Source organism: Vibrio lentus (assembly GCF_002875945.1).
Classification (GTDB): Bacteria; Pseudomonadota; Gammaproteobacteria; order Enterobacterales; family Vibrionaceae; genus Vibrio; species Vibrio apostichopi.
Map to the genome: position 1 here is coordinate 62,209 of NZ_MCZK01000104.1, position 15,784 is coordinate 77,992.

Consider the following 15,784-nt stretch of genomic DNA (forward strand, 5'->3'; position numbering starts at 1 on the left):
TAAATGATAGATAACTTATTGGCTATTTTGTTTCTGTGCTTCTTTTGCTTTTTATTTTGGCAGCAGCGCAGGCAATCCGAGCTTGCGAAAGCTGCCATTGCGAGAAAGTGTAAAGAGCTAGACCTACAATTATTAAGTGTCGCCTTCAGTGGTCATAAACTTAAGATGCGCCATGAGCTAACGACCATTTGGCGCTGGCATACTGTGTACCAATTTGAGTTTTCGGCATTAGGTGATGACCTGTACCAAGGAAAACTGACGATGGTAGGCTTCCGCTCTATGCGGTTTGAGCTACAGCCTCATAGAATGTAACGTCGCAATACGCGGTATAACTATATTCATGAAAAGGGCCAAACTGATCTTGTTTGGTCTCTTTAAATGCAAAGCCTAACTTTTCGAGTAACTTAATCGATGGGTTATGACCGACATTAACGGTCGCGACCACATTCGTTAGGTGCTCTTCAAAACACACCAAACTGAAAAAAGGTTTTAGCACTTCGCTAGCAAGGCCTTGATTCCAAAACTCCTTGTCTAGAATAAATCCCAGTTCATGCTTCCCTTCCTCAGACGAAACAAACAAATGTCCAAGGTATTCACGGGTTTGGTTATGGATAATGGCACGACAAAAACCGACGTTGTCGTTCAATATTTCTTGAAATAGGTGTTTTGCAGAGGTAATAGAATGCGGCCCGTTCATTTCAGCACGATTAATGGGGCAGCAGTTCAACTTGATAAAGTCGTGTTGTAGCTGTTCAGTATAAGGTACTAACAGCGTTCTTGAGGTTGCTATCGTCATAAAACACTCCTTGTGTTGACCATTAGCAGAAAAGCAGATGTCGCGCTCTTAGATAAAAGCTCCTGAATTAAAAAGAGCCCCTAGATAGAGAAAAGCCTCAGATAAAGAAAAGCCCCGACACCGAAGTGTCAGGGCTAGGGTCTTACTCGCAGCAGTCCGGCTACTAATAAATGCTCCATGCATCATCCATAATAGTGGCTGTAATCCTTCAGCTCTTTCCTTTACTTCGCCATCCTAGCGGTGTCCAATCATCCTGAAAGCTAACAATCCTAGTTAGCGCACATCACTTGTTCCGTGAGCGGTGTCCTTTACATCGTCCTGATGCTAATCCAACCCTTTAAATCCTAAAGGTGTCCATTGTCATTCCGTTGCAGCCAACTTCCTGTTAACTGACTGTATCCCTACAATGTCCTTACGCTCCATGCTTGACTACTCAATCCTAAGTAACCAAATCTTCATCCTGAAGATAACCAAATCCTTGGTGCTTTCCTGTTCCGTGTCAGAATCCTTCCGACAAGGTTTAATTTACGCGATTTAGGATTTCGGACAATAGATTTGCATCACATTTTGAATTCAAGAAAGTTGTTAATTATATAAAACAATTAAAATTCAATCACTTGGTTATATGCATATCAATCTCTCTAGAGAACTATTTGTGTTATCTCACAGCCTTTGTAAGAGATCTCTCACACGCGATGGGCGGTTTTATGATTCGCTATCATTCACTGGAGCGAGTAAAATGACAAAATACTAAAAATGGAGGTCAACATGCTGACAAAAGATGTGTCTGAAGAGTTGAAATCAGTGCTTGAAGGACTGCAAGCACAAGGGAAAGAGCCAACAGTTGCTTTAGTTAAAGCTCGTATGAGCACATCCGTTCCGATGCCAGCTTTAATCATGACTATCAAAAGCTGGAAAAGTGCGAATCGTGTACCTAAAGTGGAAGTCGCGACACAAGAAGAGCCGGCACTTGATCGTGTTAGCCAACTGGAAAAGCAAATCCTTGAACTTACCGCTCGCGTTGCCACGCTTGAGGCTAAGTTAACTGAACAATAAATTAACTGAGTAATAAGTTAACGGAGCAATAAGTTAACTGGCCAATAAGGCAACTGAGCAATGAGTTGACCGATAAATAAGCTAACAGAGAAATAGAACACTATGAAGATATGGGTTGATGCGGACGCTTGTCCCAAGGTTATCCGAGAAACAATCGTACGCGCAGCTGAACGCACAGGGGTGGAATGTACCTTTGTCGCGAACCATTTGGTTCCCGTTCCCAAGCGTAATAACATTCACTCAATTCAAGTCCCAAGCGGGTTTGATATTGCAGATGATGAAATCGTAAAACGCACTGAGCCCGGCGATCTGGTGATTACCTCTGACATTCCTCTGGCTGATGAAGTGATCACCAAAGGTGCGCTTGCTTTAAGCTCTCGCGGCGAGCTTTACACCAAAGAGACCATTAAAGCGCGTCTCAACATTCGCGACTTTATGGATACTATGCGTTCAAGCGGTATCCAAACTGGCGGACCAGGCACCCTTTCTCAGACCGACCGTCGTGAGTTCGCAAACCACCTCGATCGCCTGCTAGCAAAACGCTAACCTCGACTTTTCTTATTAAGAGATAGTTCAAAGCCATCTCTTAGTCGCAATGGCTCAGATGAAATTTTAATCGACATACTCCGTTCTTGATATTTATTGCAATAACGGAGTATTGCTTATGATTCGTCGAATCGCCCTCTCGCTATCCATTGTTTTTGGCAGCACCCAACTTTCTTTTGCCGATGAACACTTTGCTGATGAAGGCTTTGCAGATCAAGAGTACGGAATCATCGGAGGCAGCATCACCTATGGTGAAAGTGTTTTCTCCACTAAAAGTGCCCCTCAATTTGGCGCGACACCTAACCTATTCTATTCAGGTCCAAAAGGCTTTATCGATGGTAGCCTAGCCAATTGGCAACTGCTGCCTTACGTAGGGTTATCTGGAAATTGGCGCTTTGCTGAAGTGTCAGACACTTTCGTGAACCTACCTAACGGCATTCAAGATAGAGATGGTAATGGAGAGCTGGGGATAACCTTAGGAACGGTAGGCGCACGCCTCACCTACTTACACGACGTGACTTCAGAACATGATGGCTACGAAGTTCAGCTTCACCTAGGCAGAACGTTAGAAACCTGGACGCAGCCATTCACCATTACACCCTACCTAGAAGTCGATTATCGTGATAAGAAACTGTCCAATCACCTGTATGGTATTTCTAACACCGAATCTTCTGCCTCAGGGTTAAATCAGTTTGATGCGGGTTCGACGTTTGTTTATCAAGCGGGGTTAATCGGGCTCTATGAGTTCACGCCAACTTGGATTGGTATCGCTCGAGCAGACTTGATTCATCACGACAGCGACAGCGCGTTGATACAACGAGACTTGGGCTGGTCATTCGAACTAGGCGTTACCTATCGGTTTGCAGGATTGTAAGTTTATTGACTCAAACAAAAAGAGCCTGCATCAATGCAGGCTCTTTGGTATATCGTCTTATATTCAGTTAATAAGCGAATCGAAATGTTCGCCTATCACAGTTCACTAAGGCGTGTAGTACGTTGCAGCGCCTGGACCTACTGGTAGACCGAATACGAAGACCCATAGGTAGAACAAGATGCTCCAACCGAACATGAATACCATTGAGTAAGGCAACATGGTTGCGATCAGTGTACCGATACCTAGGTTCTTCATGTAGCGAGTAGCTACGGCAAGGATAAGACCGAAGTAGCTCATCATTGGTGTAATGATGTTGGTTGTTGAATCACCGATACGGTAAGCCGCTTGAATCGTTTCAGGTGCGTAGCCTACTAGCATCAACATTGGAACGAAGATTGGCGCCGTTACTGCCCACTGTGCAGAAGCTGAACCGATCATCAGGTTAATGAAGCCACACATTAGGATGAATGCGAAGAACAACATTGGACCCGTTAGGCCGATATCCTGAAGGAATGTTGCGCCACCTACAGCGACCACTTGACCAAAGTTCGTCCACTTAAAGAAAGCAACAAACTGTGCAGCAAAGAATACAAGAACAATGTACATGCCCATTGAAGACATAGACGTTGCCATTGCATTAATCACATCACGGTCATTCTTCATTGAACCGGTAATTTTGCCGTAAACAAAACCAGGAATAGCAAAGAATACAAAGATAAACGCTACGATACTTTTCAGGAATGGAGAGCCTGAAATCGTGCCCGCCTCTGAACGTAGAACACCGTCAGCAGGAACAACAGTCCAAGCTAAAAGCGCACTCACGATTAATACAGCGACACCCGCTAATCTAAGGCCTTTCTTCTCAATAGCAGTAAGCTTACCCATTGAGTCATTTGAAAGATCTTCAGACGCGTCTTCGTCATTGTATTTACCCAGTTTAGGTTCAACAATCTTCTCTGTTACCAATGCACCGGCAATCGAGATAAAGAAGGTCGAAATAAACATGAAGTACCAGTTTGATTCAGGGCCAACAGAGTAAGATGGATCAAGCATTTGTGCTGCTGTTTCTGTAATACCAGAAAGCAGTGGGTCAACCGTACCGATAAGTAGGTTTGCAGAATAACCACCAGATACACCAGCAAATGCTGCCGCTAGACCTGCTAATGGGTGACGACCCAATGAGTGGAAAAGCATTGCTGCAAGAGGGATAAGTACTACGTAACCCAGCTCTGAAGCCGTGTTAGAGATAATACCGGCAAATACCACGGTTACAGTAACCATGCGTTGAGATGCGCCCATTACCATGCCACGCATTGCCGCAGATAATAGACCTGAGTGTTCAGCAATCGCAACACCTAGCATTGCAACAAGCACGGTACCAAGTGGCGCAAAGCCAACAAAGTTCGAAACTAGATTCGTTACGATGAGTTGTAAGCCTTCAGCATTAAGTAAGCTTACAACGTGGATCATGCCATCAGCAGCACGACCGCTAGCACCTTCTGGGCGAGGATCCATTACAGATACTTCGAAGTAACCAGCAATTCCTGAAGATACTAGGATTGCGACACAGAAGATTGCGAAAAGAGTGATTGGGTGGGGTAAAAGGTTCCCCAAATATTCAACGCCATCGAGAAAGCGGGTAAAAATAGGTTTCTTTGGCGAGTTGTTTTTTATTGAAGCTGATGAACTCATCAGTTCCCTCCTTGTAGTGATTCCTGTGCAATTGTGACAAAAATGTTCAAATTGCCAGCGCAGAGTACGCGACAAAATTATCAATTAGAAATTCAAAATGTTACAAAATGTGTAACAAACGACGACTTTTAACTCCATTTGAACAATTAATTAGCAAATAAATCTACATTAAATACAAAAACTAGATTTATAATTCACAACCACGCATTCACTAGAAATATAACTCACAATATAACCCATTGATTCACTTGAAAATAAAACACACCATACTCTAAAGTGCAGTTCTATATTGGCCAAAGTTCCTCTCGAAGGAAAAGAAAAACAGACAAATGAATGAAGTTTGACTTTCCCCTCGTTTTTACACACGCGTCACATCATATTGACGGTTATTTTTGAACCGCTTTAAATCTTGGATTGGATTTACAGATGACATAGTGACGCCCTCTACGCTTAACGATCTGGCAATCGGGGTGACGGCTTTTCGCACTTTTAAGTGATTTAATAACTTTCATTACTTAGCTCCCTTGCCTAATTGACCAAAGCGACGAGTAAAGTTAGCAACACGTCCCTCTTTATGTAGCACTCTCTGTTTACCTGTATAGAAAGGATGCGATTTTGCAGACACTTCAATCGTGAAATAAGGATAAGTATTACCATCTTCCCATTCGATAGTACGCTCTGTTTTCAAGGTTGAGCCAATCAAGAAGTACTCATCAACACTGGTGTCGTGGAACACCACTGTGCGGTAGTCCGGGTGGATATTCGGTTTCATTGTATTTCCCTAAATAATTAAATTGATACGTTATAACATTGCAAATGATAATTATTATCAAAAGAAAAACAAGCGATTTTATGATATTTTTCTGCCATAGATCGTAATTAGAGAACGTCCACTCATGTACTCCATTGAACCTATTGGCTTTATAGAGTCTCCTTATAAAGAGAAGTTCGCGGTACCAAGGCAACCTAGATTGGTGCCGACATCCACCTCCAGAGTCAGGCTGGTTGACGCGGCAAACTGTCTTGAGTCTGTTCGTGATATTGAGCAATTTAGCCATGTGTGGTTGTTGTTTTTGTTCGATAAGAACCTTGAAGCGGGCTGGAAACCAACCGTGAGGCCACCTCGACTGGGCGGTAATGAACGCATTGGTGTCTTCGCATCGCGTGCCACCTTTAGGCCGAATGGAATAGGCATGTCTGCAGTTGAACTCAAAGGTGCATCTCAGGAAAAGGGACAAACTTGGTTGGAGTTGGGCAGTGTTGATCTCGTTGACGGCACGCCTATCATCGACATCAAACCTTATATCCCCTACTCGGATTCGATTCCCGATGCACTAGGAGGGTTTGCCGCCGATGAACCCGAAGTGTTAGATGTGAACTTTTCGCAGCAAGCCCAAAGTAAGCTGTCCGATCACCCACAGGCGCGCCATATCATTCAGGTGATCAAAGAAGTGCTAGGCCAAGATCCGCGCCCCGCCTATAAGAAAGGTAAGCCAGACAGTAAAGAATATGCGGTAAATTTGTTCGATCTTAACGTGAAATTCGTTGTTGAAACGCTTTTCATCAATGTTACCGACATTGAACGCTTTTGAGATCCCAAATAGGCTGATATTATATGCGGCTATATCAGATTTGCTGTCGTCACTCACTGCAGCAAATTTTCTTTTATCAATGATGAAACGGATACCATAGAATGCGTACCAGTAACTACCTTCTTTCTACTCTGAAAGAGACTCCAAACGACGCAGAAGTTATCAGCCACCAGCTGATGCTACGTGCAGGTATGATCCGTAAGCTAGCTTCAGGTTTATATACTTGGCTACCTACTGGTCTACGTGTACTGCGTAAAGTCGAAAATATCGTTCGCCAAGAGATCGATAATGCAGGTGCCGTTGAAATCTTGATGCCCGTAGTTCAACCGTTTGAGCTTTGGGAAGAGACTGGCCGTTCTGAAAAGATGGGCCCTGAGCTACTTCGTTTCACAGACCGTCACTCTCGTCCGTTCGTTCTTAGCCCAACAGCTGAAGAAGTAGTGACGAGCTTAGTACGTAACGAGATCAGCTCTTACAAACAGCTACCTCTAAACCTGTACCAAATCCAGACTAAATTCCGTGATGAACGCCGCCCTCGTTTTGGCGTAATGCGTGCACGTGAATTCTCTATGATGGATGCGTACAGCTTTGATATCGACAAAGAAGGCTTAGAAAAGTCTTACCAAGCGATGCACGATGCTTACTGTAAAGCATTCGACCGCATGGGCCTTGAGTACCGTCCAGTATTGGCAGACTCTGGCGCAATCGGCGGCAGCGGCTCTCAAGAGTTCCACGTGCTTGCTGAAAGCGGCGAAGACCTAATCGCATTCTCTTCTGAGTCTGATTACGCAGCGAACATCGAGAAAGCAGAAGCACTCGCTCCTACTGAAGAAGTTGCAGCGCCTACTCAAGAGATGGAACTGGTTGATACGCCAAACGCAAAAACAATTGCTGAGCTTGTAGAGCAACACGGTCTAGCAATCGAGAAGACCGTTAAGACTCTATTCGTTAAAGCGTCTGATGAAGTAGAAACAGATATCATTGCTCTAATCATCCGTGGTGATCACGAGCTTAACGAAGTGAAAGCAGAAAACCTTCCACAGATCGCTTCTCCACTAGAGATGGCTTCTGAAGAAGAAATCCGTGCACTTGTTGGCGCTGGTCCTGGTTCACTAGGTCCTGTTGGTCTAGAGCTACCATTCATCGTTGACCGCTCTGTTGCTGTAATGAGTGACTTCGGCGCTGGCGCGAACGTAGACGGTAAGCACTACTTCGGTATTAACTGGGGTCGTGACGTTGAGCTTGCTCAAGTTGAAGACCTACGTAACGTTGTTGAAGGCGACCTTAGCCCATGTGGTCAAGGTACTATCCAGCTTAAGCGCGGTATCGAAGTTGGTCACATCTTCCAGCTAGGTAACACTTACTCTAAAGCAATGAACTGTAACGTGCTTGGTCCTGATGGTAAGAGCGTAATCCTAGAAATGGGTTGTTACGGTATCGGTGTTTCACGTGTTGTTGCATCTGCTATCGAGCAAAACCACGATAAATTCGGTATCACTTGGCCTGACGCACTAGCACCGTTCCAAGTTGCTATCGTACCAATGAACATGCACAAATCTGAGCGCGTTAAAGAAGCCGCTGAGAAGCTATACGCTGAATTAACAGCTATGGGTATCGAAGTACTATTTGATGACCGTAAAGAGCGTCCAGGTGTTATGTTTAAAGATATCGAGCTAGTGGGTATTCCTCACACGATCGTTATCGGTGATCGCAGCATGGACGAAGGTAACTTCGAATACAAAAACCGTCGTACTGGTGATAAAGAAGTTATCGCAATGGACACGGTTATCGAGCACCTTAAGTCTCAACTAGCTAAGTAATCCGATTACTTACTAGCTAATAGAAAGTTAGTTAGATATTGAAAGGCTGCCATTAGGTGGCCTTTTTTGTGCCTGTCGTTTCTCTTCAAACTCCCTTCTATTTATCAGTAGAGTAAATAACGTAAGTTAATCCCCTGTTCATCTTTAAATCCGTATATTGGTTTCAACTACTCTTTGACACATTTACATTGGAGGTATCGATGGATATCAAAAGCTTACTTAACCAAGCACTTAAATCAGATCTCGTAAAACAAGGTACTCAGAAGCTTTCCCAAGGATCTTCGAGTTTAAGTAGCCTTTCTAAAAGCAGTAACAGCGATGGCAAGAGTAGCAGTAAGAGCACACTAGGCGCCTTCGGTGCAGGTGCTGTTGGCGGCGGACTCTTAGGTGCGTTAATGGGTTCTAAAAAGACCAAGAAGATGGGTAAGAAAGCGGCTGGGATTGGCGGCGCAGCAGCACTGGGTGCTCTAGCTTATAAGGTCTACAACGATTATCAGTCTAAACAAGGCCAAACACCGAATACCCAACAAGCTCAATTTGATGAGAACGATTCAAACCATAGCGTACTAATTCTAAGATCGATGATTGCCGCGTCCAAAGCCGACGGGCATGTTGATGAAGAAGAGATGGCTAAGATTGAACAAGCCGTCGAGAACATGGGCGCAGATTATCAGCTGACTAAATTGGTGTCTGAAGAATTGCACAAGCCACTCGACCCAAGCGAGATCGCTCAGCTAGCAACCTCACCTCAACAAGCAAGTGAGATCTACTTAGCCTCTTTAATTGTGGCTGACGAGCAGAACTTTATGGAAAAGGCGTATCTCAAAGAGTTGGCAAAGCAGCTCAACTTAGCTGATGAAGTCACTTATCAGCTTGAACAGCAAATATCCGGCTAATCAGTAGATACTAAGCGACTCAATAAATACCAGCGAATCGTAAAGATCGACCTAAATAACAAGCTAACCAAGTGATATACCGAGCATCAACAAAATGGGATATTGAGCAAGGACAAACTAACCCTGAACTTAATCAGATCCACTTTGTTTTTACTTATCTCTATGTGTATATTGAGATCAGTTATCATTTGGTTAGGTATAAAAATGAAAGTATACGATTGTTGTGATTTGGTGCGTGAACTGTATTCTCAAATTGGCAGTGGCGACCAAGGCTACATCCCTAAAGCGATCACCTGCGCTGTAAAAACATTGAATGACCTTGCTGCGGATGAGTCTCTGCCGAAAGAAGCAAGAGATAGCGCTGCATTTGCCGCAGCTAACCTACTGATCTCAGATTTCGAGGACTAATATGAACCTCGCTAACTTTGAAAAGATGGATCCTGTAATGTTGATGAGCATCGTCAACATGAAGCTGCGTGACGACTTCGGTGGTGATTTGGATCGAGTAGTCAACTTCTACGAAATCGACAAAGCCGCATTGATCGCGAAACTCGCGTCTGCTGGTTTTGAGTTCCTTGCCGAAGCCAAACAGTTTCGATAATTAGTTAAAACAAACTTCCTATTAAAAGACCAACCTCTGTGTTGGTCTTTTTTTGTTGGTGGTACGTAATAAGTAATCAGGCAGTAAACCCGTTATAAATTATCTGTCTGCACCTATACTTTTATATCTTAGAGTCAACGAACGCTCCTTGAACCGAAGCGTATTGTTGTATAGGCTACCTCAAATAGCATATAAAACTCATCATTCAACTTGATGATAGTGAAGGATTAACAATGAAAAGACTCGGACTTTTAGCCGTTATCGCAGCCACACTCACCGCCGGTTGCGCTTCAAATACTCAGCAAGACAACTTTCGTGAAGCCTCTTTTGAGCTGTGTAATACCGAAGTCGATATCTACTCAGTAAGTCATGATGAAAGAGTACGCATCGTCTGCTCTGATGGCTCTAAATTCGCCTTAAGCAGCGAAGATACGCTAGAAGTGATGCGTGATATCAACATCGATTACTGTGATGGCGAAGGCCTAGGCAAGTTCAATGAAAGCCGCAAGTACTACTCGTTCAAGTGTAAGTCAGGCACCTTGCTCAGCATCAAAAAGTAGAACAGACACAAGCAAACGACAAAGGGTTAATGTGAAAGCATTGGCCCTTTTTTATTTGCCGATTCCCGCTCTAACATAGTTTCCAGCTCTATATCTTTCAAATACAAAAAAGGCCCCTATACAGGAGCCTTTCAAATCGTATTTTTCAATCAAATAGCTTTAGTTCAAGGAAAAAGCGCGGAGTTTACAAACACCTTTATCTAGAAACAGAAAGGGACTCAATGAGCCCCTTTAAATGTGTTTTTCAAAGTAGTCGTTTGAAATTCTAGGAGAGCACGCGGAGCTTACGAATGTAAGTGAGCATGCTCGACAACGACTTTATTACTTACGAATACAAAAAAGGCCCCAAAAGGGACCTTTAAACCAATTTTCAAAGTAGTCGTTTGAAATTCGAGGAGAGCACGCGGAGCTTACGGATGTAAGTGAGCATGCTCGACAACGAAGTTCAAATTACTACGCAGAAAAATTAAGCGTAAACAGGTAGACGCTTACAGATCTCTAATACTTTTGCTTTCGTTGCTTCGATAACAGACTCATCGCCCATGTTATCAAGGATGTCACACATCCAGCCAGCGAGAGCTTTCGCGTCTGCTTCTGAGAAACCACGACGAGTAATAGAAGGAGAACCGATACGGATACCTGACGTAACGAACGGGCTACGTGGATCGTTTGGTACTGAGTTCTTGTTAACTGTGATGTTAGCTGAACCTAGTGCTGCATCTGCTTCTTTACCTGTGATGTCTTTGTCGATTAGGTCAACTAGGAACAGGTGGTTCTCTGTAGAACCTGAAACGATGTTGTAACCGCGTGCTAGGAATTCAGCAACCATTGCTTTTGCGTTAGCAACTACGCGAGCTTGGTATTCTTTGAACTCTGGCTCTAGAGCTTCTTTGAACGCTACTGCTTTACCAGCGATAACGTGCATTAGAGGGCCACCTTGGCCGCCTGGGAAGACTGCTGAGTTCAGCTTCTTATAAAGATCTTCGCCTTCATTAGAAAGGATTAGACCACCACGAGGACCAGCAAGCGTTTTGTGCGTTGTAGTCGTTACAACGTGAGCATGTGGAACTGGATTCGGGTAAACACCTGCAGCGATTAGGCCAGCAACGTGAGCCATATCTACGAAGAAGTAAGCACCTACTTTGTCAGCGATTTCACGCATGCGCTTCCAATCACAAACTTGAGAGTAAGCTGAGAAACCACCGATGATCATCTTAGGTTTGTGCTCAATAGCTAACGCTTCCATCTCTTCGTAATCGATTTGGCCCGCTTCATCGATACCGTAAGGAATGATATTGTAAAGCTTACCAGAGAAGTTTACTGGAGAACCGTGAGTTAGGTGGCCACCGTGCGCAAGGCTCATACCAAGAACCGTATCGCCAGCGTTTAGTAGCGCCATATACACAGCGTTGTTTGCTTGAGAACCTGAGTGAGGCTGTACGTTCGCGTATTGCGCGCCAAATAGTTCACATGCACGTTCGATTGCTAGAGTTTCAACTTTATCTACGAACTCACAACCACCGTAGTAACGCTTACCAGGGTAACCTTCAGCGTATTTGTTTGTAAGTTGAGAACCTTGAGCTTCCATTACACGTGGGCTTGTGTAGTTTTCTGAAGCGATAAGTTCGATGTGCTCTTCCTGACGAAGAGTTTCTTCTTGGATAGCTGCGAATAGATCCGCATCGTAATCAGCAATGTTCATGTCACGCTTAAGCATCTGTATCTCCTGACTCAGATTGTACTGAAAGTTTCAAAAAAACCACACAACGACCGAAAGCAAACGTTTCCGTCACCGTTTTGATGTGACGCATTCTACATAATTTGATCTAGGTCATAAAGAGCTAATTGCAATTTTATCATGCAGTTTTTTCATAATCACATATAAGATTCATCATGGTTATTAAGCATATCCAACCAAAGATGACGCTTACTGTCAATTTTACGATTTACACCCTGTAAAACGCAGATTACATAGGTTTACCTTAATTTTGCCCCTCTAGCTACCGAAAGCTAATGTTTTTCTCTACTATGCTCGCCTTTATTGGATAGGTAATTATAAAAACGATGGAAAAACACACACGTAAAGAAGATTGGGTAGCAATCCTCACTGGCACGTTTTTAGTGGCGTTAGGCGTCTTCTTTTTACAGTCAGCAAACCTGCTTACTGGTGGCACGACTGGCTTGGCCCTACTTTTGAGTCAATTTACGCCAGTAACCTTTGGTATTCTGTACTTTATTGCTAACTGTCCATTCTATCTATTGGCATGGAAACGATTTGGCCGTCACTTCGCAATAAGCAGTGCCATCTCTGGCGCTTTAGTGTCTGTATTTGCCGATCATTTATACTTGGTGATTTCGTTAGAAGTTCATAATGAAATTTACTGTGCAGTCGCTGGCGGCTTATTAATGGGCTTAGGTATGCTGATCCTATTCCGTCATCGCTCAAGCTTGGGTGGCTTCAACGTATTGTGTTTGTTCATTCAAGATCGCTACGGTATCTCGGTAGGTAAAACCCAAATGGCCATTGATGCGTGTATTCTGTTTGCATCCTTCTTCTTTGTATCGCCTTGGGTAATTGCCGTTTCTGTATTGGGCACTGCAGTGTTGAACATTGTATTGGCAATGAATCACAAGCCTACTCGTTATTCGGTCAACTACGCGTCTTAATTCCAGTTATCCAATCAATGAATTACTAGCTGTTTTTCATAACAAAAACAGCTAGTATTTAGCTTTTATAAGCTACCCTCTCTTTTCTTATGCAAGATTATCTCTCTAACGCCAAAGACACTCAAACCTCGATCTATATTGAAGGTTTAGAATTCAATCCAGTCACACGTGTCTTGAGTTGCAACGAGCAGGTCATCGATTTAGAACCTCGTTCTATTGAATTACTCGAACTGTTTCTTACTAGCGTGGGTGAGCCTATCGCAGCTGAGCAGATCATCGAATCGGTTTGGCAAAGTAACTTCATCTCGAAGAATGTGCTTACTAACCGAATCAGTACACTGCGCTCTGTGTTGCAGAAGTACCTACCAGAAAGCGATGCGACTAAGATCTTAGTTACCTATCCACGCAAAGGATACTTTCTCAATCCCAGCTCAGTGAGTCTGGCCAATACACCCGCCGAAATTGCAGAAGTAACCGAGCCATCTCAGGCCACCCAAAAGACGTCGCCGCTTAACCTCTTATTACTGTCATTCTCGATGGTGTTGCTGCTAAGCACCGCAACTCTAGGTTATATGTTTTGGCACTCGTCAAACCAAGCATCAGAACTAGAACGCACACAGAGGCTGATTCCTAAGGTAGAGCTATTACTGAACCGCATCGACGCCATTGGTGATAATGCGAGAACGCACCGAAAGGCCGTTAAAGCACTGTTGCTTCAACAGCAAATTGAATACGCTTATACCGATTTAGCCAACCAAGATGCGCCGAGTTACTTCGTTGACCCAATAGACAGCACTCCTTTCTTCCCAGGCGCAAAAAACATGCGTACCAGTGATTACCTACTCAATATTCAATTGAAGGATCAGGAGGTTGATACACGTCTTGCTGCTAAAGTCAGCCTTATTTATCCAAGCTCGGGCAAGCTTGCCTTTCGTGGTGTCTACTCAATAGAGATAGACACTCTCAGTGAAAGCCTGATGGAAATTAATAGAGAGTTAGCAAACTACTTTGCTTTGCCTGCGCCGCTATCACCAGAGTGGTCTGTCAGCGATAAAGAACTAAGCCATTTACTTAACGAACAAACGTTAAAGCTGGATAGCGTGCCACTCAACGTGATGACTTCAACATTGATTGCACGACAAATGGCGCTCTTTGAAACTGACCACCAGCGACTGATCAGTTTCACTAGCCTTGTGCAAACACGCTTTAAATTGATTCCTGACGAGCTCAAACTCTGGCTTGGGATTATCCACTTCAAATTAAGAGACCTGCAAACCGCGAAGGAATTCCTGACCAACACGGCGGGCAACTCGACCATCGAGAACGCACTGGTCTACATGATGATTTCCCACATTGCTTACAAGCAAGGGGATATGGATAAGTTTCGCCTAAACTACATGGAATCCTTGGTCGCGTTATTGCGAGTGGTTCCTTCAGAAGAGTTGTTTGCTCGCTTGTCCAAACCGGAGTCAAAATCAACCTGTCTCCAGCCTTGGAAAAATCTAAAATTGAGCATCAAAGAGCCATTAATCATTAAGCAGTGGGAAAACCTGATGCTTAACTACTGCACGAATGTCGGCCATCAACTTTCCGAATAAAGAAATATAAATCACTTAAAAACAATAATTTAAATATAAATTAAGATCTTATGTATCTTCGTTTTTTGCCCTATTAGCCCTCTCAACAATAGCATTCCTAAAAACATCAGGCCGCTCTAGGCCAACTATATTAGGAATGCTCAACATGAAAAAATCCATGACGCTGCTTGCGATTTCTCTCTTTGCTCTTTATGGCTGTGGCGGCGGAGGTGGCTCTTCTTCATCAGGCTCAACTGGGGCAACTCAGTTCGATTACCCGATCAACAACTCTCAGTTTGCACCAAAAAACATCACATTATTGTCTTACCTAATATCAGAAGATGGTGGAGAAAACGTAGCACTGAATCTTGCATACCGAGACATCAACTCACAGCAACTACTAGCCAATATTCAGCAAGAATTGGATAACTTAACTATCTCAAATAATGTTGAAGATGTTGCTGAACTAGAGAAGCTCAAAGCAACGGTAGAGAGCATGGTAAACAGCGGCATCAACGACTTCTACACTGCTGATATGACAATGCAAGGTGAAACAGACAGTGGCCTGTTTTACAAAGGCAGTGATGGCTTTGTTAACTCAGTTGATGACAACATCGAATTGAGCAACGGCGAGACCTTCGACTTTTTAGTGACCAACCCAGTATTCAAATCCTCAGGCAGTACAGTAAAAGAAAAAAGCCCAAATATTAGCCACAGCAGTAGTTCAGTAGGGCTTTCTTTTGAGGTTACTACTGGCCAACTAGAAGCCTTGCTTGATGATTTCTATGAAGACGATATTGATGATTTAGGACCATCAGACACACAATGTGACTTCCATTGGCAGCAACAAGTTTCTGAAAATGGTCAGCGCTCAACGGTAACTGTTAAAGGTAAGAAAATTGAAACGGCTTATCTGAAAGTTGAAAACACTTACAACGTTGTTTGTGATGGGTATGATTCAGCTGAATTTCAAAGCAATACCGAAACATGGTTTAACCCAAACTTTGGCGTTGTGAAAATGATGGACTGGGATGAAAAGAATGGCACTCAACTGAGCGAAACGACGTGGATTCTCGATTCATTTACGGTCAACAAAGGCTAGCAACC

18 protein-coding genes are annotated in these 15,784 nt (G+C 43.6%); 13 read left to right on the top strand and 5 right to left on the bottom strand.

Annotation, left to right across the window (positions count from 1 at the left end; translation table 11 throughout):
- The first annotated feature begins 3 nt into the window (after positions 1-3).
- The gene (locus BCT49_RS09915) at positions 4-312 is read left to right on the top strand and encodes a DUF3301 domain-containing protein (RefSeq protein WP_019821602.1); all 309 of its coding nucleotides are present in this window, start codon (positions 4-6) and stop codon (positions 310-312) included.
- On the opposite strand, the gene BCT49_RS09920 is transcribed toward BCT49_RS09915, so the two are convergent.
- Positions 278-796, bottom strand: a complete 519-nt coding sequence (locus BCT49_RS09920) for a GNAT family N-acetyltransferase (RefSeq protein ID WP_102435077.1) — start codon at positions 794-796, stop codon at positions 278-280. The genes BCT49_RS09915 and BCT49_RS09920 overlap by 35 nt on opposite strands.
- Before the next feature lie 768 nt (positions 797-1,564).
- Between BCT49_RS09920 and BCT49_RS09925 the strand changes: the two genes are divergently transcribed.
- The 3 genes from BCT49_RS09925 to BCT49_RS09935 all read left to right on the top strand — a co-directional run bounded on the left by BCT49_RS09925 (position 1,565) and on the right by BCT49_RS09935 (position 3,272).
- Positions 1,565-1,852 (top strand): hypothetical protein, encoded by a 288-nt coding sequence (locus tag BCT49_RS09925; RefSeq protein WP_102435078.1) that lies wholly within the window; start codon positions 1,565-1,567, stop codon positions 1,850-1,852.
- A 102-nt stretch (positions 1,853-1,954) separates the two neighbouring features.
- On the top strand, positions 1,955-2,398 hold the full coding sequence (locus BCT49_RS09930) for a YaiI/YqxD family protein (RefSeq protein ID WP_102435079.1): 444 nt from the start codon (positions 1,955-1,957) through the stop codon (positions 2,396-2,398).
- 118 nt (positions 2,399-2,516) lie between these two features.
- Entirely contained in the window at positions 2,517-3,272 is a 756-nt protein-coding gene (locus tag BCT49_RS09935; RefSeq protein ID WP_102435080.1) for a MipA/OmpV family protein, read from the top strand.
- 105 nt (positions 3,273-3,377) lie between these two features.
- Here BCT49_RS09935 and BCT49_RS09940 read toward each other — a convergent pair whose 3' ends face one another.
- From BCT49_RS09940 to BCT49_RS09950, 3 genes are all read right to left on the bottom strand, one after another.
- Positions 3,378-4,964 (bottom strand): AbgT family transporter, encoded by a 1,587-nt coding sequence (locus BCT49_RS09940; RefSeq protein ID WP_102435081.1) that lies wholly within the window; start codon positions 4,962-4,964, stop codon positions 3,378-3,380.
- A gap of 386 nt (positions 4,965-5,350) precedes the next feature.
- Positions 5,351-5,476: a type B 50S ribosomal protein L36 gene (gene ykgO, locus BCT49_RS09945; RefSeq protein WP_081008126.1), complete on the bottom strand. Its 126-nt coding sequence runs from the start codon at positions 5,474-5,476 to the stop codon at positions 5,351-5,353.
- Positions 5,476-5,736: a type B 50S ribosomal protein L31 gene (locus tag BCT49_RS09950; RefSeq protein WP_004734366.1), complete on the bottom strand. Its 261-nt coding sequence runs from the start codon at positions 5,734-5,736 to the stop codon at positions 5,476-5,478. Before BCT49_RS09950 ends, ykgO begins: the two co-directional genes overlap by 1 nt.
- 124 nt (positions 5,737-5,860) lie before the next feature.
- Between BCT49_RS09950 and tsaA the strand changes: the two genes are divergently transcribed.
- The 6 genes from tsaA to BCT49_RS09980 all read left to right on the top strand — a co-directional run bounded on the left by tsaA (position 5,861) and on the right by BCT49_RS09980 (position 10,433).
- Entirely contained in the window at positions 5,861-6,556 is a 696-nt protein-coding gene (tsaA, locus tag BCT49_RS09955) for a tRNA (N6-threonylcarbamoyladenosine(37)-N6)-methyltransferase TrmO (protein WP_102435082.1), read from the top strand.
- A gap of 101 nt (positions 6,557-6,657) precedes the next feature.
- Positions 6,658-8,376 (top strand): proline--tRNA ligase, encoded by a 1,719-nt coding sequence (locus tag BCT49_RS09960; protein ID WP_102435083.1) that lies wholly within the window; start codon positions 6,658-6,660, stop codon positions 8,374-8,376.
- A gap of 200 nt (positions 8,377-8,576) precedes the next feature.
- The gene (locus tag BCT49_RS09965) at positions 8,577-9,272 is read left to right on the top strand and encodes a tellurite resistance TerB family protein (RefSeq protein ID WP_102435084.1); all 696 of its coding nucleotides are present in this window, start codon (positions 8,577-8,579) and stop codon (positions 9,270-9,272) included.
- A 204-nt stretch (positions 9,273-9,476) separates the two neighbouring features.
- Positions 9,477-9,680, top strand: a complete 204-nt coding sequence (locus tag BCT49_RS09970) for a YaeP family protein (RefSeq protein WP_102435085.1) — start codon at positions 9,477-9,479, stop codon at positions 9,678-9,680.
- A 1-nt stretch (position 9,681) separates the two neighbouring features.
- The gene (locus tag BCT49_RS09975) at positions 9,682-9,873 is read left to right on the top strand and encodes a DUF4250 domain-containing protein (RefSeq protein ID WP_102435086.1); all 192 of its coding nucleotides are present in this window, start codon (positions 9,682-9,684) and stop codon (positions 9,871-9,873) included.
- A gap of 233 nt (positions 9,874-10,106) precedes the next feature.
- The gene (locus BCT49_RS09980; protein ID WP_017107167.1) at positions 10,107-10,433 is read left to right on the top strand and encodes a hypothetical protein; all 327 of its coding nucleotides are present in this window, start codon (positions 10,107-10,109) and stop codon (positions 10,431-10,433) included.
- Positions 10,434-10,899: 466 nt separating this feature from the next.
- Here the strand turns inward: BCT49_RS09980 and glyA are convergent, their stop codons facing one another.
- Positions 10,900-12,150, bottom strand: coding sequence for a serine hydroxymethyltransferase (gene glyA / locus BCT49_RS09985; protein ID WP_017106297.1), 1,251 nt, complete (start codon positions 12,148-12,150; stop codon positions 10,900-10,902).
- A gap of 347 nt (positions 12,151-12,497) precedes the next feature.
- On the opposite strand from glyA, the gene BCT49_RS09990 reads away from it, so the two are divergent.
- From BCT49_RS09990 to BCT49_RS10000, 3 genes are all read left to right on the top strand, one after another.
- Positions 12,498-13,100, top strand: coding sequence for a YitT family protein (locus BCT49_RS09990; RefSeq protein WP_102435087.1), 603 nt, complete (start codon positions 12,498-12,500; stop codon positions 13,098-13,100).
- Positions 13,101-13,189: 89 nt separating this feature from the next.
- Positions 13,190-14,698: a winged helix-turn-helix domain-containing protein gene (locus BCT49_RS09995; protein WP_102435088.1), complete on the top strand. Its 1,509-nt coding sequence runs from the start codon at positions 13,190-13,192 to the stop codon at positions 14,696-14,698.
- Between the two features lie 145 nt (positions 14,699-14,843).
- The gene (locus BCT49_RS10000) at positions 14,844-15,779 is read left to right on the top strand and encodes a hypothetical protein (RefSeq protein ID WP_241908046.1); all 936 of its coding nucleotides are present in this window, start codon (positions 14,844-14,846) and stop codon (positions 15,777-15,779) included.
- Positions 15,780-15,784: the final 5 nt, after the last annotated feature.

Excerpts from the sequence above, each read along its gene's own strand:
- glyA (WP_017106297.1), bottom strand. The coding sequence starts at position 12,150 with ATGCTTAAGCGTGACATGAACATTGCTGATTACGATGCGGATCTATTC.
- BCT49_RS09990 (WP_102435087.1), top strand. The coding sequence starts at position 12,498 with ATGGAAAAACACACACGTAAAGAAGATTGGGTAGCAATCCTCACTGGC.
- ykgO (WP_081008126.1), bottom strand. The coding sequence starts at position 5,476 with ATGAAAGTTATTAAATCACTTAAAAGTGCGAAAAGCCGTCACCCCGAT.
- BCT49_RS09975 (WP_102435086.1), top strand. The coding sequence starts at position 9,682 with ATGAACCTCGCTAACTTTGAAAAGATGGATCCTGTAATGTTGATGAGC.
- BCT49_RS09980 (WP_017107167.1), top strand. The coding sequence starts at position 10,107 with ATGAAAAGACTCGGACTTTTAGCCGTTATCGCAGCCACACTCACCGCC.
- BCT49_RS10000 (WP_241908046.1), top strand. The coding sequence starts at position 14,844 with ATGAAAAAATCCATGACGCTGCTTGCGATTTCTCTCTTTGCTCTTTAT.
- BCT49_RS09935 (WP_102435080.1), top strand. The coding sequence starts at position 2,517 with ATGATTCGTCGAATCGCCCTCTCGCTATCCATTGTTTTTGGCAGCACC.
- BCT49_RS09960 (WP_102435083.1), top strand. The coding sequence starts at position 6,658 with ATGCGTACCAGTAACTACCTTCTTTCTACTCTGAAAGAGACTCCAAAC.
- BCT49_RS09965 (WP_102435084.1), top strand. The coding sequence starts at position 8,577 with ATGGATATCAAAAGCTTACTTAACCAAGCACTTAAATCAGATCTCGTA.
- tsaA (WP_102435082.1), top strand. The coding sequence starts at position 5,861 with ATGTACTCCATTGAACCTATTGGCTTTATAGAGTCTCCTTATAAAGAG.
- BCT49_RS09915 (WP_019821602.1), top strand. The coding sequence starts at position 4 with ATGATAGATAACTTATTGGCTATTTTGTTTCTGTGCTTCTTTTGCTTT.
- BCT49_RS09920 (WP_102435077.1), bottom strand. The coding sequence starts at position 796 with ATGACGATAGCAACCTCAAGAACGCTGTTAGTACCTTATACTGAACAG.
- BCT49_RS09930 (WP_102435079.1), top strand. The coding sequence starts at position 1,955 with ATGAAGATATGGGTTGATGCGGACGCTTGTCCCAAGGTTATCCGAGAA.
- BCT49_RS09950 (WP_004734366.1), bottom strand. The coding sequence starts at position 5,736 with ATGAAACCGAATATCCACCCGGACTACCGCACAGTGGTGTTCCACGAC.
- BCT49_RS09995 (WP_102435088.1), top strand. The coding sequence starts at position 13,190 with ATGCAAGATTATCTCTCTAACGCCAAAGACACTCAAACCTCGATCTAT.
- BCT49_RS09925 (WP_102435078.1), top strand. The coding sequence starts at position 1,565 with ATGCTGACAAAAGATGTGTCTGAAGAGTTGAAATCAGTGCTTGAAGGA.
- BCT49_RS09940 (WP_102435081.1), bottom strand. The coding sequence starts at position 4,964 with ATGAGTTCATCAGCTTCAATAAAAAACAACTCGCCAAAGAAACCTATT.
- BCT49_RS09970 (WP_102435085.1), top strand. The coding sequence starts at position 9,477 with ATGAAAGTATACGATTGTTGTGATTTGGTGCGTGAACTGTATTCTCAA.